At 54.0% G+C, this 21,729-nt stretch carries 18 protein-coding genes and 1 pseudogene; 2 read left to right on the forward strand and 17 right to left on the reverse strand.

Annotation, left to right across the window (positions count from 1 at the left end; translation table 11 throughout):
- Positions 1–279, reverse strand: a 279-nt coding sequence (locus FEAC_RS16015; RefSeq protein WP_236684665.1) for a hypothetical protein, incomplete at its 3' end; no start/stop codon positions are given.
- Between the two features lie 1,504 nt (positions 280–1,783).
- Here FEAC_RS16015 and FEAC_RS16520 point away from each other — a divergent pair.
- On the forward strand, positions 1,784–1,969 hold the full coding sequence (locus FEAC_RS16520; protein WP_035391792.1) for an IS3 family transposase: 186 nt from the start codon (positions 1,784–1,786) through the stop codon (positions 1,967–1,969).
- A gap of 257 nt (positions 1,970–2,226) precedes the next feature.
- Here the strand turns inward: FEAC_RS16520 and FEAC_RS13220 are convergent, their stop codons facing one another.
- The 15 genes from FEAC_RS13220 to FEAC_RS13290 all read right to left on the reverse strand — a co-directional run bounded on the left by FEAC_RS13220 (position 2,227) and on the right by FEAC_RS13290 (position 20,216).
- Entirely contained in the window at positions 2,227–2,931 is a 705-nt protein-coding gene (locus FEAC_RS13220) for a TetR/AcrR family transcriptional regulator (protein ID WP_052566459.1), read from the reverse strand.
- 141 nt (positions 2,932–3,072) lie between these two features.
- Complete coding sequence (locus tag FEAC_RS13225) at positions 3,073–4,227, reverse strand: acyl-CoA dehydrogenase family protein (protein ID WP_035391794.1); 1,155 nt, start codon at positions 4,225–4,227, stop codon at positions 3,073–3,075.
- A gap of 98 nt (positions 4,228–4,325) precedes the next feature.
- Positions 4,326–5,270, reverse strand: a complete 945-nt coding sequence (locus FEAC_RS13230) for an LLM class flavin-dependent oxidoreductase (RefSeq protein WP_152623263.1) — start codon at positions 5,268–5,270, stop codon at positions 4,326–4,328.
- 54 nt (positions 5,271–5,324) lie between these two features.
- Positions 5,325–6,476, reverse strand: a complete 1,152-nt coding sequence (locus tag FEAC_RS13235; protein WP_052566463.1) for an acyl-CoA dehydrogenase family protein — start codon at positions 6,474–6,476, stop codon at positions 5,325–5,327.
- A gap of 2 nt (positions 6,477–6,478) precedes the next feature.
- Positions 6,479–8,257: an AMP-binding protein gene (locus tag FEAC_RS13240; protein ID WP_052566465.1), complete on the reverse strand. Its 1,779-nt coding sequence runs from the start codon at positions 8,255–8,257 to the stop codon at positions 6,479–6,481.
- A 45-nt stretch (positions 8,258–8,302) separates the two neighbouring features.
- Entirely contained in the window at positions 8,303–9,130 is an 828-nt protein-coding gene (locus tag FEAC_RS13245; protein ID WP_035391796.1) for an enoyl-CoA hydratase family protein, read from the reverse strand.
- A gap of 22 nt (positions 9,131–9,152) precedes the next feature.
- Positions 9,153–10,358: an acyl-CoA dehydrogenase family protein gene (locus FEAC_RS13250; RefSeq protein ID WP_035391810.1), complete on the reverse strand. Its 1,206-nt coding sequence runs from the start codon at positions 10,356–10,358 to the stop codon at positions 9,153–9,155.
- A gap of 11 nt (positions 10,359–10,369) precedes the next feature.
- On the reverse strand, positions 10,370–11,125 hold the full coding sequence (locus FEAC_RS13255; protein ID WP_035391799.1) for an SDR family NAD(P)-dependent oxidoreductase: 756 nt from the start codon (positions 11,123–11,125) through the stop codon (positions 10,370–10,372).
- Positions 11,126–11,132: 7 nt separating this feature from the next.
- Positions 11,133–11,876: an enoyl-CoA hydratase/isomerase family protein gene (locus tag FEAC_RS13260; protein WP_052566467.1), complete on the reverse strand. Its 744-nt coding sequence runs from the start codon at positions 11,874–11,876 to the stop codon at positions 11,133–11,135.
- A 454-nt stretch (positions 11,877–12,330) separates the two neighbouring features.
- Positions 12,331–13,425, reverse strand: coding sequence for a CaiB/BaiF CoA transferase family protein (locus tag FEAC_RS13265; protein WP_035391871.1), 1,095 nt, complete (start codon positions 13,423–13,425; stop codon positions 12,331–12,333).
- Positions 13,426–13,524: 99 nt separating this feature from the next.
- A complete protein-coding gene (locus tag FEAC_RS13270) occupies positions 13,525–16,047 on the reverse strand; it encodes an ATP-binding cassette domain-containing protein (protein ID WP_035391873.1) in 2,523 nt (840 codons plus the stop codon).
- Positions 16,044–17,240, reverse strand: a complete 1,197-nt coding sequence (locus FEAC_RS13275; RefSeq protein ID WP_052566469.1) for a substrate-binding domain-containing protein — start codon at positions 17,238–17,240, stop codon at positions 16,044–16,046. The genes FEAC_RS13270 and FEAC_RS13275 overlap by 4 nt, the downstream gene beginning before the upstream one ends.
- Positions 17,241–17,304: 64 nt before the next feature.
- Entirely contained in the window at positions 17,305–18,378 is a 1,074-nt protein-coding gene (locus tag FEAC_RS13280) for an ABC transporter permease (protein ID WP_152623266.1), read from the reverse strand.
- Between the two features lie 491 nt (positions 18,379–18,869).
- A complete protein-coding gene (locus tag FEAC_RS13285; RefSeq protein ID WP_035391875.1) occupies positions 18,870–19,052 on the reverse strand; it encodes a hypothetical protein in 183 nt (60 codons plus the stop codon).
- A gap of 639 nt (positions 19,053–19,691) precedes the next feature.
- A complete protein-coding gene (locus tag FEAC_RS13290) occupies positions 19,692–20,216 on the reverse strand; it encodes an AAA family ATPase (protein WP_052566473.1) in 525 nt (174 codons plus the stop codon).
- A gap of 469 nt (positions 20,217–20,685) precedes the next feature.
- Here FEAC_RS13290 and FEAC_RS16600 point away from each other — a divergent pair.
- Positions 20,686–20,880, forward strand: a pseudogene (locus tag FEAC_RS16600) (transposase); the annotation flags it as partial.
- A 226-nt stretch (positions 20,881–21,106) separates the two neighbouring features.
- Here FEAC_RS16600 and FEAC_RS13300 read toward each other — a convergent pair.
- On the reverse strand, positions 21,107–21,729 hold a 623-nt coding region (locus FEAC_RS13300; RefSeq protein WP_052566478.1), incomplete at its 5' end, for a transposase.

Genomic DNA, 21,729 nt, shown 5'->3' on the forward strand with positions numbered 1-21,729 from the left:
GGCGAGTTCACTAATTGCGACGCTTTCGGTCACACGAGGGGCAATGTCCCCCCCGATTCCGACTCGTCGCATGAAGGTGTGACACTCTAAGCAGCGTTGCTCTCCAAGAGAGCGCTCGCCGCAAGAATCGCACTCATAGACGGTGATCTCCCGACGTGACCGTGACTTGGCTACGGTGATATTCTCCCTATCCACACTGCGTCGTCTGCGATAGCCAAGAGAACGACAAGCATCTGGAGCAGTAGGTTCTCCTCCCTGATGAGGGGAAGCTATTCCCACAGACTGGGCACGTTATCGTGACGCTATCGTGACGCAACGGGGATTTGACTCCTGGTGACCCCACACTCGGGTGGAGTTGGTTGATTTCATTGACGCTGGACATGGTGACACTCCAATTCTTAGGCAGTTGTGCATTGCTGGACATGATGTGTGCTCTGGTGCGTTCTCGAGTCGCCATTGACAAACCCGATGCTCTCGCTGTTGCGCCTCAACGATGTACGCGTACTTCACCTTGAACCAGCCACCCTTGGAGGGCAGTGATGTGCGTGCAGTTTTGGTGTCCGCTACCGTGCAATTATTTGGCCGCATCTATGCATTATTGCATGGCCGCTAACACATATAACTGTCAAGCTAGACCTATCCATACTTCTGGACATGACTAGCAATGGCGCTGATAAAACAGACGTGCTTGTTCATTAAGGTCCTGGACATGATGTGGAACTTCGGCTATACCACCATTGGATAGTTGCGTGTCGATTCAGGGGTAGCAATGACGCGGCAGGCACAACTACGACAAAGCAAATGGTCCCGACTGCACCCTTGCAGGTGCCGATCGCCTTCACCAAGGGCATCGCGTTAGGTTGCGGATGCAGTGCTTGTTCTCAGGGCTGTTCACTAAGTCGTTGTGGAGCCGCGCACACAATCGCATAGTCAAACTCGCGAGATCGGTCAACCTCAGACACCCGCGTCACTTGCTCTTCAGAAATACCAAGACCGCAGATAAGATCTTCTCTCTGATAGGAGAGTGTCTCAAAACCGATCTCTCAAGCAGGCGACGGAAAGAGTTAGACTCCTCCCAAGACGACGCTGTCGAAGAAAACCCCCGGAAAGCAAAAGGAACCTCTTCATGTGTTTTGCCCTGATACGCCGGAGAAGAACCGTCATTTCCGTAAGGAGAATGAGCAGCTCGCATTCGTGTAAGGAATTCTTGAGACAATTTTTGCACTTTCACGGATCAAGGAGATGCCGCGACAGCTGATCTATCAGTTCATCGACACCCGTCAAGGCTTAATTCCCGATCAAGATCCTGTGCTCGGTCTGTCATGTCTCGCGGTCGGCCTACTACGGCTGGTGCGATAGAAAGGAGAGGTACGAGGAGTCGGCCAAAGCGAGTGATACGCTCAAAAAGCGCGGGTGGCCTTTCTGAGCAATCGGAGTTTCTGTGGAGCTCCCAAGGTCCGCGGAGAAACTCTGGCGAGAACGGCATTGACGTCTCATGTGCAACTCCCGGGTCGACTGATGACCGAACTCCGTATCCACTTCGGCTATGGGCAGACCCAAGACCGTCACGACCAGAGCCGACGGGCACGCTAGAAAGAGAACCCACCAAGGTGTTCGAGGAACTTCACGGTCGATGCGATGGACACTCAACTGTTCATCGACGCCTTGCACCAGGCCAATACAACACGAGGTATGGTCTTATTACCGACTAGTAGTTCCGATACTGATCATGGCTCGAAAGCACACAAATAAGGAGTTCACAGAGATTTTAGCGCCCTCGAGGATGCCACAGTCGATTCCGAAGAGTCGAGAACTCGTCTACCAAACGGACCTTACCACACGAGAGGAGGTGCGACTCGAAATCTTCGATTGGATCCAATGGTACAACCGGAAACGACGGCATTGGAGGAGTCGGCTACAAATATCACCGATTCAGTCCGAACAAGCCGCTAAATTGCAAGCGGTATAGCTAAGCGGAGTTCTGTCTGTCATTTGGTTAGCAATTACACTAGCTCTTGCGTCCACTGAAGTGAAGTTGCCCACCACCGATGAATGGGAGAGTTGATCCATATGAGTATCATATGGAGCCGATCTTACAAGCTTTCTAAAAGCAAGGCGATCAGCTACAAGCTAAGAACCGGAGGCCAACAATATCAACGAAATATTTCGTTGATATGATGCGCCCTCAAAGCGAACGCCCCGATCGATGCGGACTCACCATTATCATCAAGCGGAAGACCTTTCACCTTGGGACGTACAGTCTCCTTTGAATAAACCCAAATAGGACGACTGGAGTTGGTTGACTACAAGCGCTTTAACCATAAAGCAAAGCTGGTGGTTAACGTACGCTTCGAATGAAAACTGCGTTTTGAGGTGCCAGTGCTTTAACGCCCACATATGTGCCAAAAGAGATAGGTCCGAGGCGACTAATCCGGGGTCAACCCGTACGAACTTTCCGAGCTCCATGCCCTCTTCGATGCAGTCCGAAAAGTACGAATTTGTCTCAAGCTCCAAACTCATCAGTCGTTCGCGCCCTTCACGGGTTAAGCTCTTGCTCTCCTGGTACGCGAGGAGTGCGGCAGCCCGGTGATTATCGACGACGTGACAATAAGCGCGGAACCCAGCGGCGAGTCGCTCCACTGGATCTTCTACTTTTTCCATTGCTGCTGGAACTTCGCCTCGATAAGCCTCGATAATCTGCGAGACAATCAAAAGCAGTATATCCTCTTTGGCAGAGACATACTGATAAATTGTTCCGACACTGACATCAGCCTCTCGTGCTATGTCAGAGACGAGCATGCGATCGAAGGTCGTCGTCGCCATCAACCGCGTTGCGGCGCCCAGAATCTGCTCTAATCGCCATTCGACTCTTGCAGCACGAATGGCATCCAACCCGCTTACATTTACCTTCGACGTAGCATCTTCACTCATTCAGATGTCTTCCTTTCCAGGATGGTTTCCTCCGTAGCCTCTCGACTTGTTAACTTTCCTGCCCTCCATTAAGGACTGCATCAGCGTTCCGCCACGGCGTTGGTGTTCGCACCGGATTCACTAGGTATCGCGACGACTTCATTATGACCATCTCCACTGTCGCGGCATAGTCACTGCTTGATCGCCAATGCTAACTAACTCATCTGTTCCTGCTAGTAGTCGCGCCATCTGGGCATCTCTCATTAGCCGCTCAACGGGATAGTCCTTGATGAATCCATAGCCACCATGCAACTGAGCTGCGTCAGTAGAGGTTTGCACCGCGCTCACAGCTGCCACCCACTTTGCCATCGTACTCAACGTGGCAACCGACTCACGCGCACCCCTTTTCGAGTTGTTCAACAACTCTGCCACTCTACTTGTCAAGGCCCGGGATGCCTCCAGCCTAGCGATCATCATTCCCAGGAGCACCTTGGTGCTCTGGAAAGATCCTATCGGAACACCGAATTGCATACGTTCACCTACATACGTCTGGGCATAATCCAACGACGCGCTGGAGATACCATTTGCCAAAGCAGCGAATGCAGCGTTCCTTATTCCTTGCAGCAATGCTATCGCAGACGGATCCCTTGAGAGTACATCGCGGTCAGTCAATCTACGGTTTCGGAATTCGACAGTATGCAGCGACAGCCCACGAAGGCCTAAGTCTGCCTGATCGGGCAGCAATATCACACTTTCCTCGTGCGCCGAGTCACCCAGATCAAGCCCAAGTAGAACGGGTCCGACCTCGGTTTGTCCTACAGCAACAAGCAGGTACCCCGTATGCAAGCCGTACTGGGGCACCCAATTAAGTAACCCATTCACGTAAAGAGTTCCACCCACCTCGGTCACCTTTAGCTCTTGCCCTAGCAACGAATCCGAGACAGACCATACAGAGAGCAGTTCCCCGGTCGCCAGTCGGCCCAGCTCATCTGACCTTCTTGAGTCGGACTTACTTGATGTAAGTGCCCGAACTCCCAGCAGATTCATCGCGGCAATAGAAGCAACGGCCCCGCTAGCCGTTGCCAGGGCATCGATGGCGGTTATGACTTGGGATACCGTACCGCCAGCCCCACCACAGTCACCTGGGACCGCCATCGCATGAAACCCAGTCTCAACAAGCTTCTGATAGACATCTTCGGGGATATTTTCTGTCTCATCGATACGACCAGCAGAACCGTTGAGACTTTCCACAACAAAGCGCCGTAGCCCTTCCTTGAGCAATTGCGCGTCCTTCTCATCCTGACTTGCTTCGTACATGCCCTCTCGCCTCCGCTTCTTCTCTATACGACCCCCTCAAGGCAATGATCCAACGATGACACTTTGTTAATCTCACCGCATGGTACCCACAACTACCTTTAGGGAGCTACCGCCCTCATGACGCTTCGATATTCCTCAAGCTCTCCGTAAGCTGTTACTGGAACAACGATCGGCGTAATACCAAGTCGCTCCAGACTGTTCAACCGCTCTCGACAGTAGGTGGCGTTCCCCACAACCGCCACATCCCTGACAAAATCGGCATCCAGCGTCTTGGCAATCTCGTTTATTCCCACATCTACCCCATACTCGACAGCCCTCAGCCCGCAAGAGAGTAGCCAGCTTCGATACTCTCGAACTTGGCAGTACGAGGCGATCTCCCGTCGCAAACGGGCCTCTGCGAATCCATCACTATCTTGGACCGCTAGATGTACAAAAGTCACCGACTCGAAACCGTCTCGATGGGCAGAAAACTCGCTCACAACCATCTCTGCCAACGACGCAGGAAGGAAATTCAGGATTACCCCGTCGCCTACCTCCCGAGCGAGCGCTCTCATGGCTGGTCCGAGTGCGGCTACGTAAATGGGCGGAGCAACATCTGGCGGACGGTCGAGCCGGAATCCCGTCGAATTAGCGTCGTTTCCTCGATAATCGGTCACGGTACCTAAAAATCCCTGTCTAACAATTGCGATTGTGTCTCGCATTGCCGACAACGGGTGTTTGTATTCTCTTCCGTGCCATTCCCTCACTATCGTTGGAGTGGAAACTCCTATTCCAAGTATCGCCCGTCCCATCGTCAAATCCGCAATTGTGCTCGCCGCCATCGCAAGAAGTGCAGGTGATCTGGTAAAAATCGGAACGATCCCCGTTCCCACTCGAATCCGCGTTGTGTTGAAAGCAATGGCACCTAGAATCGCGAATGCGTCATTGCTGGCCACCTCCGGGGCCCAGATCGAGTCATAACCCAACTTCTCAGCCTCCATTGCAGTCAAAACGGCCTCTCGCGGTGAACATCCTCTGCTAGGCAGCAGCAGACCTCTTATCACGGTACCCTCCACCAAGTTGAGAGTTCTGACCTCGGCTGCACCCAGTTACGCATGTCACATTTCGTGAAAGTCCACGCCACGAAGACCTCTCATTACTGCATTTCTCTGGATCTGGTTCGCACCCTCGAATATTTGAAGTACTTTGGCGTCACGAAAGTATCGTTGCAACCGAGCGCCTGGCATCACAGCCGCCCGACCACCAAGGCGAACTGCCTCGGAAGCGACAGCCATGGCAGTATCGCTGCAAAAGGTCTTCACGGCCGCTGCTTCCCACATCGGAGGAAGCTTCCCTGTCCTGTCTGCACGATGCGCGACATCGTAGAGGTACGACCGTGCAGCACATACCTTGATCAGGATATCGGCGATCGCGTGCCCTCTAGCCTGCTCGCCATCGACAAGAACGCGAACAGCATCTTCATCAGGGACTTCTATGTCACGCAGCGTCTCGTAGACTCCACGAGCGACACCGACACTCACCGCCCCGATAAGTGGGCGACTCCACTGTAGGGTATTCAGCGCGAGCTTTACACCGTCACCGACCTCCCCGACAAGAGCAGTTCCCGGGACACGAACGCTCTCAAAAACGAGGTCTCCTGTGGGGGAGGCTCGGAGGCCCATCTTGCTTTCAAGTCTCGACACCGAAACCCCGGGTTCATCTGCTGACACTACAAAAGCGCTTAAGGAGCGCGACCCTCGCTCGGCATTCGTACGCGCAAAGACCAAATAGTTCGTTGCCATCCCAACATTGCTGATAAAGCGCTTCGTCCCATTAATAACGAAGTCGTCCCCATCTCGCTCGGCTGTCGTCACCATTCCCATGATGTCTGTACCCGCATCTGGCTCGGTTAGACCCCAGCCCCAGACTACTCCTCCTCGCATGGGTTCCACGAGGTCCTGCGCCGAGATCATTCCGGACAGAAGCAACGTATGTGCAACAGTGAGCTGACTCTGCACCAGAACCGCGCTCGAAGTGCATCGTGCCGCTAAAGCCTCAATCCATCTACACTGTAAGGCCAGGCTAGTGTCCTCGTCATCGCTACCGTGAACGCTTTCCCACACGTGGAGTTGTTTAAGCAACGCTATAACTTCAGGAGCAAAGCGTTCCTGCAAATCCATCTGTTCGGAGTACTCAGCGAGCATTGCTCCCACCGCCTCTGCACGCTCCACGTTGTCGATCCAGACCGCCCGAAGTGCTCCATAATCCATCTTCATCTCCCGGGATTTCGCTCTGGTCCGTGGGCCTCAAGCTGGCCGCTTCGCTGCGACTCTACTACCCACTCGCGCAGTTTGTACTTCTGGATCTTTCCCAACGCGTTGTAGGGCATCTCTCGGACAACTTTCAAGTACTCCGGCCAGTACACCTTGGCGACACCTGCTCTCTCAAGAAAACCACTTACGGTCTCTAAAGTGACAGTCGCGCCGTCTTCGGGAACCACCACCACGCACGCTTTCTCTCCCAAACGAGAATCTGGCACCGCTACAACCGCGACATCTTGTAATAGAGGATGCGAAAAAAGAACAGCCTCAATGTCCGCAACAGGAATGTTCTCACCGCCTCGAAGAATCAAGTCCTTTGAGCGACCAACTACTCGGAGATGGCCATCCGCTTCTATGCGCACCAAATCACCGGTAGCAAACCAACCCTCGTCATCAAAGGCGGCGGCCGAAAGTTCGGGACGACACACGTAGCCCAACATCTGGGATGCTCCTCGTACCTTTAGCTCGCCTACCCCGTCGGAAGTGGCCTCAGCTGTAGTGACTGGGTTATCTACCCTCAACTCCATCCACGGTGCAGCCAGCCCGTCCGACTCCGCCGCTGCGAGACGAGGCTCGTTCGGATGTGTACAGGTCACGGCCCCGTTCTCCGTCATACCCCAAACCGCCATTACGCGCGCCGACAAGATTTCCCAAGCTTCCACCACTACTGTCGGCGGTATGGCGGCACCACCACAAACGAGATATCGGAGACTTGAGAGATCACGTGGCCTTCTCCGCTGGGATCGGATAAGGTCTACGATGAATGTCGTGGTAACAAAAGACCAAGTTGCTCTCTCTCGCTCAATCACCTCAAGGGCGATATCGGGATCCCACACATCCTGATATACCGCCTTCATACCAAGCATAAGTGGTGTCATACATCCATAGATCAGCCCTGTAGAGTGGCCAACCGTGGAGGGCATAAACACCACATCATCCTCGCCTAAGCCAAGGATCTCCCAAATCGCCCGCGATCGAGCAAATTCAGTATTATGAGTATGCCCTACGCCTTTTGGTTCTCCTGTAGTTCCAGACGTAAATAGTATCTCTGCAACTTGGTCTGGATCGGGAGCACACTGATCCAGATGCACTTTTTGGTCAAGCTCCCAATCCTGTCCTAGAATCTCTCGCTCGAACGAAATCACATCACTTGAGTTACCCCCTCCAATCGAGATTATCGGAACACCTGGCGCTACTTCTCTAATCATTTCAACGTGGTTAAATCCACGAAACACTTCAGGAACGACGCAGATCTTGCTGTCCACTAAACCAGTGATGAACCTCACATCTCTTGCACGATGGACGGGAATAATTGGATTCAAGACCGCCCCAATGCGGAATGTAGCCATTGCTACTACGGCAAATTGCCACCAATTGGGGAGCTGTACCGTCACGACATCACAAGGCTCCACTCCTCGCCCGACGAATGCTCCCGCTACGCGTTCGACTAAACGACTCATCTCGCCGTAGTGCAATATATGCGACTGACCTGACTCCGAGATGTACGTCACGACAGCCACCTTATCTGGAAGTCGCCTGGCCGTCTCAGCAAAGTCCTCCCATGCAGTTCTCGAACGCCACCAACCCCGTCGGTAAAAATCCAGACGCCGAGCCTCACTTATCGAGATCTCGAATTTATCATATGTGCGCCTGGCTTGGTCGCCAAGCGGTGGAACACTAGGGCGGCTCTCGCCCAGTGCGCTACCTCGTCTGCTCCTGCTAGCTGCCATTTAATCCCCCTGCGATGCTACCCGTACCAGCCAAGTCATTACTCACTACCGCCCCTTCCACGTAGGCGCGCGCTTTTCTGAAAACGCCTTGTAAAACTCCGCATAATCCTCGGTCGTCATGAGGAGCGCCTGTGTCATCGCCTCGAGCTCGAGGGCGCCAGACAGCGACATGTCTAGCTCACGAGAGAGGAGCGCCTTTGTCTGAGCGTAGGCAAAGGCTGGCCCCTCAACCAAGCGATGTACTAGGGCATTAAGTTGGCTCTCAATCTCCTCATCTTCCACCAAGACAGAGACCAGACCAAACTTATCCGCTACCTCTGCACTAATTGTGTCACCCAGCATGAGCAGCTGAGTGGCCCTCCCAAGGCCAATCAATCTCGGCAACAGGTACGCGGATCCCATATCCGCTCCGGCTAGACCAACCTTCGTAAACAAAAAGGCAAACTTGCCAGATCGCGAGACAATACGAAAGTCCGAGGCCAAGGCCAGTACGGAGCCGGCACCGGCGGCTATCCCGTGAATGACTGCAACGATCGGTACTGGGCATTCGCGCATGGCTTTCACAACCTCTCCAGTCATACGTGTGAAGTCGAGCAATTCATGAGAGTGCATCTTCAATAGTTCGCCGATGATCTCATGGACGTCTCCACCTGAGGAGAATGCCGTGCCTTCTCCGCGGAGAACAATCACCCGTACATCTCCACGACTTGGAATTTCATGCAAGAGATCCCGAAGATCGGCGTAACCCTCAAATGTCAGTGCATTCAACTTATCTGGACGAGTAAAGGTAATGTTTGCTACCTGATCTGCGACATTAAAGCGAAACTGGGTTGACTCCTGAGTAAACGGGATGGAACCACGAAATGGACTCATAACTACACTCCTCATAATCGAACTAATCAGACGGAATTCCCGTCGCACCACTATCTACAACACTCATTAACGAACGACTAATAATATCTAACTGCACCTCCGAGGCACCTTCGTAGATCCGAGTCGCCCTGACTTCACGTAGGAGGTGCTCAAGAAGATGGCCGCGAACAAGCCCCCGAGCACCACAGATCTGAACAGCATGATCTATAACATCTTGAGCCGCCTCGGTTGCGTACAACTTTGCCATCGCGGACATCTTGGTCACCTCACTCCGCTCTAAACCCATGTCGTATGCGATAGCAGCACGATATACCAGCAGACGTGCTGCTTCGAGATTCATAGCCATCTTCGCCAGAGAATGCGATACGGACTGAAGGCTCACCAGGCTGTTACCAAAGGCCATGCGCGTTGAACTGTACTTAATCGCCTCTTCGAGCCCCGCTTGTCCCATCCCGATAGCAAACGCACCTACGCTAGGACGGAAAAGATCTAATGTGCGCATTGCGACCTGAAAACCTTGATTGAACTCGCCGAGCATCTCATGCTCCTCGACTCGTACCCCTTCGAAGACAAGAGATCCAATGGGATGCGGCGCGAGTAAATCGATGTGGGTCCCAGACAGCCCTTTCCTCTGTCCAGGGACAGCAAAGGCGGTAATCCCTCGTGGCCCTGCTCCCGTCTCCGTTCGGGCGAATACGGTGTATACATCAGCCTCAGGAGCATTAGATATCCACGTTTTTTCACCAGTAAGTCTCCAACCCTGCCCATCTGGCACCGCGTGTAACGCTAGACTTCCCGCATCCGAACCAGCACCTGCCTCACTTAAGGCGAAAGCCGCTACCGCCGACCCACTAGTAATAGCCGGGATCCAGGTGTCCTGCACTTTCCTGGCTCCATAGCGTAAGATCGGATATCCGCCCAGACCTTGCAAAGCGAAGGCAGTCTCGCACTCTGTACTGACGTAGGCAAGAGCCTCTCGAATAAGACACAACTCTAGAGCCTTACTCGAACCTTGATAGCCATCACCCTCTACCTTGGGAAACAGGTACTCCAGCAACCCGAGTCTGCCCATCTCTGAGACGAGATCCCGGTTCACTCGCCCGTCGTCTGCTCTTTCACACAGCGGGACAAGACTGTCCCTCGCCAGCGCTCGTATCGATGCCTGATGTGCCTTCTCACGCTCATTGAGGCCGAACCTATCATTAGCTTGGTCGGAGAATTCTTTCACGATCACCACCGTTAATCGACCATAGTCAATCCGCCGCTGACGCTCAGAACTTGACCCGTTACGTACGAAGCGCGTTGGGACGCAAGGAAAACGATCACATTTGCGACCTCCTCTGGCTCGCCCAGCCTCTTAAGGGGAATTGCACGAACGAGGGCTGCCTGGATCTTCTCTGGCTGGAGATGGAACAACGGAGTATCCGTCGGCCCGGGGGCAACGCAATTTACATTGATCGAGTAGCGAGCCATCTCCCGAGCTAGGGATTTCGTAAACGCTACGACACCTCCTTTGGAGGCTGCATAAACGGTCTCGCCAAGACTACCGACTCGGCCAGCGTCGCTCGAAACGTTCACTACCCATCCCGATTTACCGGACTCTACTAGAGGCCCCAAGTACTCCCTACACATGTAGATACAGCCGAGAAGGTTAAGGGATACAACGTGCTCAATGAACTCCGGATTGTTCTCCAGAAAAGGCTGCCCGACATTCCAACCGGCGCAATTCACAACGATATCACACAGGCCCATGGAGCGACTGGTCGACGCTTGCAACTCTCTGATGCTCTCAAGACTGGTAACGTCGACCTCAAAGGCTTCTGCATGCCCGTCGACCTTGTTAATCAGCTCTACTGTCTCGTCGCTTGCACTCGCATTGATGTCGGCCACCGCCACTTGCGCACCAGCCTCTGCCATAATTCCAGCAACCTTCCGGCCAATCCCGGACCCAGCTCCCGTCACCACCGCGACGTGTCCTGATAGATCTATATTCATCTTGTACCTACTTCCTCTCACTGACGAACTGATTCAATCGGTTGCGTGTCGACTGCGTTCCGTGAAGCACTCTTTGCTCGGCGGTCTCAGTCAAATAACCGATCGCACTGTTATACCTCTCCACGCTCCTTTTAATAGCACTCTGTGCCGGACCAGCAACGTCCACAATGGCCGCGACCACTTCTTCCGTTTTCGCGTCAAGCTCCTCCGCTGGCACACACCAGTCCACGATCCCCCATCGCTCTGCAACGTCGCCGTCGATTAGCTCTCCAGTCAACATCATTCTGAGAGCCCGCCCTCTGCCGGCCAAACGAGTCAACCGTTGCGTTCCGCCACCCCCCGGTAACAACCCCAACCGGACTTCCGGTAAACCCAATCGGGCACTCGTGGTCGCGATACGCAAATCACACGCCAACGCGAACTCCAAACCGCCGCCCACTACCGCACCCTGGAGCACGGCGAGCGTTGGTACCGGCACCTGTTCCCATTCAAAATTCACACGTTGAATTCTGCTGACAAATGCATCCAAACGTTGGAACTCACCGCTCTCAAGAGCAGCGACCATAACCTTGATATCAGCACCAGCTGAAAAATGCGGGCCCTTGGATCTCACCACAACCACCGACAGGTCGGCCTTTTTTATGACGTCGATAGCATCTTCCATAAGCTCCAACTGTTGATCATCCCACGCATTCACAGGAGGTCGGTCCAGAACCACAGTACCCACCGAGTTCTCGATTGTCAGCTGCATCACGTCAGTCTCCCTTCAACTCTATTGACTCCTCATTCATACCGATTGAACCCTCCCTCACTTCTATAATAGGCTATCATACTGCTCCGATTGCTCCAATACAACCCTGCAATTCTCGACCACAGACACAACCCCCACATCATCCCACTCAACATATTTAACAATCCGTTGGTGGGACAATCCCCCTCTATGTCTATATAGCTCAAGTGATAAGAACCGTTCGCCGTATACCGATTCATCCCGATATCCAATTCAGATACCGCACTGGAGATGCTGCTCGTTTTGGCGACGACATGCTTGGGCGCTCACCATCTGACCTACGACCTGACGACTGCATTACTGACATGGACCATTACAGCACCGCCTGCATACACTGGGAGATAACCGGCGAATAAAAACGTCATATATCGCCTTATCGACATTCCAGCTCTCGTACAGCGATAATCGCATATATCTATACTCCCTCCATCCACTCACGCACAACTTCCTCTGCACTGCAAAATACGACAGGTTGTATCTTCGGGGAAGAGCGACCAAAGCGTGGAGCAGGAGCCGGCTGCAGGTCCTCATCAACCCTTGTGTACATCTCACGCGCGAGCACGTGAGTATTCAATGGAACATCAGCTACCGGGACAACTGCGGTAACACAGGCTTCGACCCCACGAAAACGCGCTTCCCATTCAGACGCGCTCGCAGAACGGAATATTACGGCAAAGCGATCTCTAATATATGGCCATCTTTCTGAGTCATACTGCGAAGCGGGATCGATGTCGTGGAGTTCCAGTGTTGCAAGTAGATTCCGAAAAAACTTGGGTTCCATGGCGGCAACCGCCATATATGCCCGATCTTGAGTCTCATAGACATCGTAAAATGGCGCACCACCATCATAGACATTCGAACCACGCTGAAAGCGCCAATTCCCAGCCTCAGCACGGGACAAGACGTCCCCCAACATTAGCCCAAGTCCATCTACCATCGCCGCGTCAACTACCTGACCCCTACCAGAATATGACCTCTCATATATAGCGGCAAGAAGACCATAGGCCATCAAGAAACCCCCCGCACCGTAATCAGCGATATAATTCAGCGGGACAACAGGTGGATCTCCATCCCTTCCAATTGTATCGAGGATACCGGAAAGCGCCAAATAATTAAGATCATGGCCAGGCTCCTGAGACAGAGGGCCGTCGCGCCCCCAGCCGGTAATTCGACCGTAAATTAACCGACTATTGTACAGATCGCACGTCGCTGGACCGAGCCCCAGGCGTTCCATGACACCCGGACGGAATCCCTCCACCAGAATGTCGGCATGCGTGATTAGATCAAGGGCAATATTCACTCCTCCCGGGGAGTGAAGATCAAGAGTTACTCGGCGCCGCCCTCGTAACAAAACGTTCCTTGAATCCATTTCGTCGAAGCCAGGCCGATCTATCCGCACTACGTCTGCACCTAGATCGCTCAGCAGCATGCAGCAGAAAGGACCGGGACCAATACCTCCAAACTCCACGACTCTGACACCCCGGAGCGGACCTCCAGTTAAACCTCGCACACCCTGCCCTTTCAAAATTTCCCTCCCACCTCACATGTCCGTCTTCCAATGTTCCATCTGCACCAGCGAGGTCCTATCCATCGCGGTGTGACTGCCAAATCACTTTGCCGATTTCGCTCTTCCGATGCCGACAAGGTGAGAGAATCCGAATCCGGCCAGCACGATCAGCCCGCCGGGAAACCAATACTGCCAGGCTTGGCTCAAATTGAGAAAGGAGAGGACGCCGTCGAGCTGTGAAAGTAGTATTGCCCCCAAGGCGGCGCCAATAAAAGATCCTCGTCCACCGTAGACACTAGCCCCACCGAGGACGACTGCCGCAATCGCATCAAGAGAGTAGTTGATACCCACCGACGGATCGCCTATCCCTACCTGTGCGTAGAGCAAAATTCCCGCCAAGACTGCCATCACCGCTGAGATCACGTAGGCGTAGAGAACCACTCTACCCACACGGACTCCCACCCTATGGCTTGAGCGGGCATTTGAACCGACCGCTCGCAGGGCCATGCCAAACCGTGTCCTGCGTAAAGCGATCTCCCAAGCGACAGTTGCCCCAATGGCTATCAAAAACACCACCGGGATAGGGCCAAGTGCTACGTTAAAAAGAGACACAAATCCGGTACTCGCGCTCCCTCCTGGAGTTGGGCGCATGATTAGGGCTACACCCTGCAAACCAATGTAGGTTATGACGGTGGTAATGATCGGCGCGAGCTTAAGAACCCGTATTAGTAACGTATGAAACAGGCCAACCGCCAATCCTATGCATAAGACTGCAACCACCCCTAGGAGTTGGCTCTCTAAATTGTTCGCGCTGCTCTCGAAGAACGACATTACCACGATCGTCACTGCCATGAGCGGTCCCACGGCCAAATCGATCCCTCCCGTCAGGAGCGGTGCCAACTCGCCCAGTGACACGAGCACGAGGATGGCAGCTAGGAAGAAGACACTCTGCAAGTTGTAGGAGGACAAGTAGCTCGACGCGGACAACGATGTGACCGCTCCCACTACGACGATCGCGACTAGTAACATTAGGGACGCAATCGTTCCCCCCGAAAGCCATCTCACAAGTCGCGTTCCCGACCTCACTGCCGCCGGTCCCACGTCCTTCGTAACCACATTTGACCTGGCAGTCATCGCTTGGCCGGTGATCGCTTGGCCGGTGATCGCTTGGCCAACAAGCTCCGCAGCAATCTGTCCGCGAGAGAATACCAAGACCCTATCGCAGAGCTGGGCCAGCTCCGCGGTGTCGGACGAGACCACAACGATGGCGACTCCTCGATCCGCAAGGGACCGCAAGAGTTCGTAAATCTCCAAGCGACTCGCGATATCGATCCCCTGAGTTGGCTCATCACAAAGTAGGACGCCAGGATCGACAAGAAGGGCTCGCGAAAACACCACTTTCTGTTGGCTTCCCCCAGACAAGGCATCGATAGTTGCGTTGTGACCCGGCATCCGCACGGAGAGTCTGCTGAGAGCCACGTTAGCCACGTCTCGCTCCTCTTTAGGATTCACAAAGCCAAGACTCGCAAAAGACCGCAACGCTTCCGCAGTCGTATTCTTCCGCACCGAGAGACCGGGAAAGATTCCCTCACCTCCGCGGTCGTGGGAAATATAGACCAGCCCAGCCTTGCGAACCTTGGACGGTCGCCTCCGCAACTCCCTTCCTTGATAAATAACTCGGCCACCACTCTGTTCGAGTCCAGCCAGAACGCGGATCAGCTCGGTTTGCCCGTTGCCGACGGCTCCGCCGAGACCGAGAATCTCTCCCGCACGCACCTCAAAGTTGACACCGCCCAAGCGCCTGCTAGAGATATCTTCGCATCTCAGTATCACGTCACCGGGCGAGGTCGTCCTTGCTGGTAGCCCTGCAGCGAGCTGCCGCCCCGCGACAAGAGCGAGCATGTCCGCATCGCCGACAGACGGTACGTCAAATACCCCTTGCACTCTACCATCTCGTAATATCGTCACCTTGTCGGCGATTTCCCTGATTTCAGGAATACGGTGCGAGATATACAGGATAGCTACGCCCTGTGCTGCGAGATTCCTGATGATAGAGAACAACGTCATCGTCTCCGCCGTTCCCATCACAGCAGTCGGCTCATCGAGTATCAGCAGCTTCAGATCTATCGAGAGTGCCTTCGCGATCTCAAGCCACTCGCGGTCCACCGGCAACAGATCGGCAACCAACGCTCTTGGGTTGATCCGCGCATCGACAACAGAGATACGCTCTTCAGCCCACTCTATGAGGTTCCCTGACTCTGGCAAATGCTGTTTCGCAACGGCTAGAGCGAGATTCTCCCATACGCTCAGATCATCTAGCAGTGCAGGATTCTGATAGACAACTCCAACTCCATACTCATTCGCTACCGCAGGTGAAGCCTCGACCAAATCATGACCCGCTACTACTACGCGCCCTCCGTCCGCTCTAATATCTCCAGAAATGATCGACATCAACGTCGATTTCCCAGCCCCATTCTCGCCAAGAATAGCGTGAACTTGACCTGGTGCAACTGACATCGACACATCCTCTAGCACGGATACTCCGTCGTAGCTTTTGGACACTCGGGTCAACATCAGCGTATCACTTACTACCTCTGACTCCGCTACCGAGCTGGGATCTCTCACGCCTTGTTTGCCTTCTCACCCAAAGAGATCCAGTAGCTCAGCGGCTTCAAGATGCTCGAAGTAAGTGCCGACATCGGCAGACTCTTATCGCAGACTGGCCTAAGCGACCCTCCAGCCAGAGAGTTCTCATATAGTGGCAATTTGTAGGTCGATGGAACCTTGTAGTGCAATCCGTTCACGGCTGCAATTGCTTTTCGAACGGCAATCTGTGCCATCCAATTCCGGTTCGAACTCATAGCAAGTTGGAATGCATTCGATGTTCCTTTTGCCGCTTGCCAAGCGCACGCAAGACCGTTTGATTCCTGTCCGACGACATCGGGCAGCGGCCTCCCCGAATCTTTGAAGGCTTGAAGTGCGCCAAGCGTGGACTGACCATCGCCAGTAACAATCGCATTTATAGTCGTATTTGGATACTTGGCCAACAAGCCCGACATAACTGTCTGTGCAAGGGCAGGCTCCCAATTCGTCACGGGCCAAGTATTCACATTATACCCAGTAAGCAACTTAATCTTGGGATACTTCTTCAGTACAGATACCAGGCCAGTCATCTGGGCTACATCGATCGGGTTTCCTGGAGGACCTCCGAGATAGATTACGTTTCCGTGGCCGTGAAGCGCCTGCACCAGCCACTTGCCCCACTCAACTCCGTTGTACTCTGTGTTGTAGTTGACAAAGGTTACATAATCTTTAGGCGCCGAGCCGCCAGGGTTGACTGCGAAGGGAACAACCTTCACGCCATGCTGCGTCGCTGAAATAATCCCGGGAAGTTCGGCAGAAGGACTTGCATCTGGGACGGTGGCGATGGCATTTGCGCCCCGAGCTACCAAACTTGTCATTCCCGAAACTGCCTTTTGGACGCTGAAATCGGCATCCACAACCATCATCTTTTTCACCGAAGGGCACTCTTTGGCTGCGATCCTGGCCTGCGCCAATGACTCCTGCGACCAAGCGTTCGCTCCGTTGCCATCGAGATATCCTAAGGTGATTGGTTTCGGACCACACCAAGACGCGACTGCCGGACTTATCTTTGCCGAAGACTTAGTAGAACTGGTACTGCTTGAACTCGATCCGCACGCTGCCAACAGCAACGCGCTCGTGGCGGCGAGAAGACTCGCACGTCCAATTGTCCGGTGCGACGGCTTCAGCTTCCGACCCCGCGCACTCCCACTATGTACAACATCTACTCTCATCATTACGCTACCATCCTTCCGCATATCCGATTACCTATTCTTCCCATACTCCCTACCGAACTTCCACCTATATTGTCTCCGCGCTTTTCACTGAAATCGACGTACCAGCTTTCACCGGAGTGGCCCTCCGCCCAGCGCCAATACCGTCCCTCCTACCTTGTAATCTCTCTATAGATGACCGCCACTGCACAGTTCGAAAGCCCATGCCAAAAACTAGGATCAGGGCCTGGACGATGTCCTGTACCGCGCTAGTCGCCCCCAAGGTAAGCACAAGTTGGTCCAATTGCTGGAGAAAAAGGGCGCCAAGCACCGTCGCCACCGCACTCCCCGTACCCGCCCCGAGCAAGGTACCTCCAAGAGTGACTGCCACGATGGATGGCAGCAAGTAACTATTTCCCACCGTCAAGCTCGGAGTGGTCACGTAACCCGCAAGCAAAATGCCAGCGACCGTGTACCAAAGAGATGCCACTACATAAGCAAAAAGACGGTACCGAATGACATTGAAGCCGGCGGCTCTCGCTGTCGATGGGCTAGAACCCACCAGTTCGAATCTGCGGCCAACGAGCGTCCGCCGCATGAGCACAGTAATCACCGCCAACAAAGCGCCGACGACCCAGACGGTAACGGGAACACCGAGCATCCGAGCCGATACAAAAGTGGTAAGGTTTGCCGTCGCCGACGCCGCCAGCTGCCCCCCCGTATATTCATAGATAATGCCATACAAAATTGCATTGACGCCAAGAGTCGCTACCAACGGCGTTATACGCAGGATCGTGACGATCACACCATTAAATATCCCGATGAGAACACCTACTAGTAACACAAATAACAACGCCCCACCCAACTCACTGTTGCGTCCATCAGGAATCTGCGTCACTAACACTGCCGCCAACGACATCGTTCCTGGAACCGAAAGATCAAGCCCTCCTTGCTGCATCACGAACTGCTGGCCAACAGAGGCAAGGCCCAAAATCATCGCGAACGGGAGCATCGATAGCAATGCCGATTTACCCAAGCTCCCCGGTGCTATAAAAGGTGACGCGGCGAACAAGATTATGACAGCGATCCAGATCGCACCAAAACGCCCTAACCGATGTCCGGGCCACACCATCAAAAGCCACGTCTTGAGTTGTTTACTCAACTGCCGCACCCCCCCCCGGCCCGTTTGAATGACCCCTCATACTATTCGAATGAGGCCTAATTCATTCCCAATAATATCACACCAGTTTGGGGCACATTCCAAATCTTTTGGAATATCTACTTGAATTCTTCTTAAACTCTTCGCTTTCACACACCCAGAATGATTCAGTGCAAGCTGCGTCGTTCCGAGATGTCTAGACCTGCAAGACGATTGGTCTGCTAAGGTAGCTCGAGGCCAGCCACCACCCCTGACGGCTTTACGCGTGGCCCAAACATGATAATGCATATCCACCAGGGTCTTTACCTTCCAGAATCCGCCAAAAAGTGACGCGGCGTCACACTGTTGACTGCCCTTTGCCCCCGTGATCTTGAGAGACAAATTCATCTGCAACGTAACTCACCTTGGTATAGAGACACGAGGATCTGGTCAACAACCTGGTTTGAATCCGCGATCTGCATCGTTGACATGAACTCCTTCAGCCCCTCGATGAACTACTCGGGATGGCCGTCCCGGAGATGGTCGATCAAGATCCGATAGACCTCACTGGCGGCATCTCCCATGCCTGGATACATTCCAATAGCCATCCCCGCACGAGAGAAGTCAGATGGGCTGAGTGCATTGAGCCACTCAAGCCGCCAATCGAGCTTTGCCAGTATTGATTCGATGTTTTCCATGTCTCTCCTTTGCTCGCAGTGAACCTTCTACCCTTATGTATTACCCAGGAGAGGGGGACTCAAAAAAATTGGCATAACCCGAGCGACCCCGAGCACGACGTCTACCTAGACTCGATGCACAAGGCCAGCGCTGCGCCAGTTTCTTTGGTCAGCTTCTTGGGCCAGCCTTGTCTCTAGTAAGTAAGCGGCATTGCATCTTTGGGAACGGTCGTTCCAAAGAAATGAGATGACCGCGAGCGAGCCTGCGAATGCTCGCCTTCTACCTTGATGCGATGTAACGGATGGCAGGGCTAATTATCGAAGGCTGTCGGGCATCCTCCCGTTTATCTCCGAATTCGGCGCCCGGTTGACCCGTGCGGACACTCTTTAAGCGTTTCCACCCCAAGAGGCCGGTGCGCACCTATGACTATGGTTGACCTCTATCTGTTCTAGAAACACCGCGCTGAAATGCTCATATCCTCTGGTGAACCGTTGAAACGATGGATCATAGGTGCTATGACCCTCCAAACTGACCTCTGACCAGGATCACGCAGACATCCGTGATCCCCACTCCAGTATCGCGTCCGCCAGGTTTTGGATAACGCTCTCAATAAGACACCACCCTCGGGCCCCTAGCGAGTACAGGGGGTGGCTAGCGGATCAGTCCTTCACTCCAAAGCCCAGGGTCTTCTCCGGTCGTTGGTCTATATTCGTTCTGTTAATGACCTCCGTGAGTAGGCCGAGGCTAACTCGGGACTCTCCACATCTGCGTGCCCTTGCCAAGGCAGAGGTAAGGAGTTGTCGTTGTCGTCTCGGTGAGAACTCACCTATACGGTCGATCACCTCATCGGTAAAGGCCATCCCGTCATAGTCACGAAGGAGAGCGGTCACCACTGAGCTGGTAATGACACGACGTTGGCTTGGAGTAGGGCGTGAAAGTTTGAAGCTGAGAAAGCGACTCGCTAGTGGTGGATCGAGACGATCGCGCCGATTTGCGGTAGCGATCCAGATGATGTGGCTCACATCTATTGGGAGCGGAAAGCAACCATCGGCGAAGTACCTGGCCGACTCTGGCTCTAGCAGCGTGTGTAACGGAGAGAGAGGGTCTCCGTAGGCATGATGCATTGAGGCCTTGTCGATCTCATCCAAAGAGATGATCGGGCTCAAGTGGTGACTCGCGGCCATGGTAGTTAAGACGATCCCAGGTTGTGAGGTTGACCGATTCCACTCATGCCCTCATTATGGGGTGTAGCTGCGACACCTGTGGGTCGCCGTTGCCATACGCTGGATATGCAGATCAACCTTCACATCAGGCGATGCCAGACCCGTAACTTCGGATTAAGACACGAGGTCACGAGTCCACCAACGAAGCCAGTCGGCTCCAAACTTCAAGGCATCAAACACAAGATTCCCGCAGAACTCTGTCGAAGCGCCGACTGGTAGCGAGTTTTCCAAGACTCTTTGCACTCGGCGTCATCCCCGACGCGAACGCCGTCAGCCTCGCCGCATTCCTGGACGCCAATGTCGAGCCGGATAGTTGCGTTATCACTGACGGATGGTCGGCCTGCCCGAAGGGCACCCGGGGCCGCTACGCGCATAGGGGGACGTCAGTTGCCACCTCTGGTTTGCAGGCACACGAGGTGTTGCCGGCAGTGCACCAGTGCACCGGGTGTTCTCACTCGTCAAACGCTGGGTCATGGGAACGATGCAGGGCTCGGTCAGCCCTGAGCACGTGCAGGCCTACTTCGACGAGTGGGTGTTCCGATTTAACCGCGGGAACTCTCGCAGCCGAGGCCTGTTGTTCTACACACTCCTCGAACAAGCCGTGGCGGGTGAGCCTGTTACCCACCGGTCCCTGCGCAAGGCTGGAAGAACTCGGCCAGCACCATCTCCAGCGACTGCGGTCAGTGCCCGGCCGCCGAGTCTCCAGCTTGGAGAGTTGGGGCTGCCCTGGCGGCGGGCCTGAGTCCCCTACGGGCGGGTCATCCTACTGCATCGAGATGGAGACCCAATCTTTCGATATACCTCTTTGAGTGTTGAAAACTGCAATCTACAATTTGAGGCTCTATTGACATTCATGTGGATAAACTCGCCCTTTCATAGGGTAACTTCAAGTCAATCGGTCCACAAGCTAGCATCACCAGTGCGAGGGTAGCCTTGGCGGAGTGAAACCCATACGAGCGGGCAATGATGGAGCGAACTTTGGTGTTGAGTCCCTCGACCCTTCCATTGGATACCCCAAGTCTGATGGAGGCAAGTATCCCGTCTCGATGAGTTCGGATGGTCTTTGAGAGTCGGATGAAACTCGATAGTCGTGAGCGTGAGGCTCGCTTGCACCAGTGATCGAGCATCTCATTCACCTCGTCGATCTCGAGGTCACCAGCAAAGATCGCCCGTAAGGACTCCTTCATCTCATAAGCTCGCCATAGGGCTCCCCCTCGTTGTTTGATGGCTAAGAGGGCTAGTCCTTGACGCTTGGTTAGGGTTCCTGGATTCTTCAACAGTGCCCACCGTGCCCCGGCGAACTTACGGGCAAAGGTAGGAGAGGGAAGCTTTCTCATCTCCCGCCAGAGATCCTTGCGTACCTCCTCTAGGGCCTCGGTTCCCAACTTAACCACATGAAATGGATCGAGACAGATTTGGACGTTAGGTGCCTTCTCGCGGAAGGCCTTGGCAAAGGCTGGACCGAGATCCATGG

The sequence above is a fragment of the Ferrimicrobium acidiphilum DSM 19497 genome, from assembly GCF_000949255.1.
GTDB lineage: Bacteria > Actinomycetota > Acidimicrobiia > Acidimicrobiales > Acidimicrobiaceae > Ferrimicrobium > Ferrimicrobium acidiphilum.

Coding starts and splice junctions, on each gene's coding strand:
- FEAC_RS13285 (WP_035391875.1), bottom strand. CDS start 19,052: ATGGAAAACATCGAATCAATACTGGCAAAGCTCGATTGGCGGCTTGAG.
- FEAC_RS13245 (WP_035391796.1), bottom strand. CDS start 9,130: ATGAGTCCATTTCGTGGTTCCATCCCGTTTACTCAGGAGTCAACCCAG.
- FEAC_RS13290 (WP_052566473.1), bottom strand. CDS start 20,216: ATGGCCGCGAGTCACCACTTGAGCCCGATCATCTCTTTGGATGAGATC.
- FEAC_RS13220 (WP_052566459.1), bottom strand. CDS start 2,931: ATGAGTGAAGATGCTACGTCGAAGGTAAATGTAAGCGGGTTGGATGCC.
- FEAC_RS13275 (WP_052566469.1), bottom strand. CDS start 17,240: ATGATGAGAGTAGATGTTGTACATAGTGGGAGTGCGCGGGGTCGGAAG.
- FEAC_RS13255 (WP_035391799.1), bottom strand. CDS start 11,125: ATGAATATAGATCTATCAGGACACGTCGCGGTGGTGACGGGAGCTGGG.
- FEAC_RS13225 (WP_035391794.1), bottom strand. CDS start 4,227: ATGTACGAAGCAAGTCAGGATGAGAAGGACGCGCAATTGCTCAAGGAA.
- FEAC_RS13240 (WP_052566465.1), bottom strand. CDS start 8,257: ATGGCAGCTAGCAGGAGCAGACGAGGTAGCGCACTGGGCGAGAGCCGC.
- FEAC_RS16520 (WP_035391792.1), top strand. CDS start 1,784: ATGCCACAGTCGATTCCGAAGAGTCGAGAACTCGTCTACCAAACGGAC.
- FEAC_RS13260 (WP_052566467.1), bottom strand. CDS start 11,876: ATGCAGCTGACAATCGAGAACTCGGTGGGTACTGTGGTTCTGGACCGA.
- FEAC_RS13235 (WP_052566463.1), bottom strand. CDS start 6,476: ATGGATTATGGAGCACTTCGGGCGGTCTGGATCGACAACGTGGAGCGT.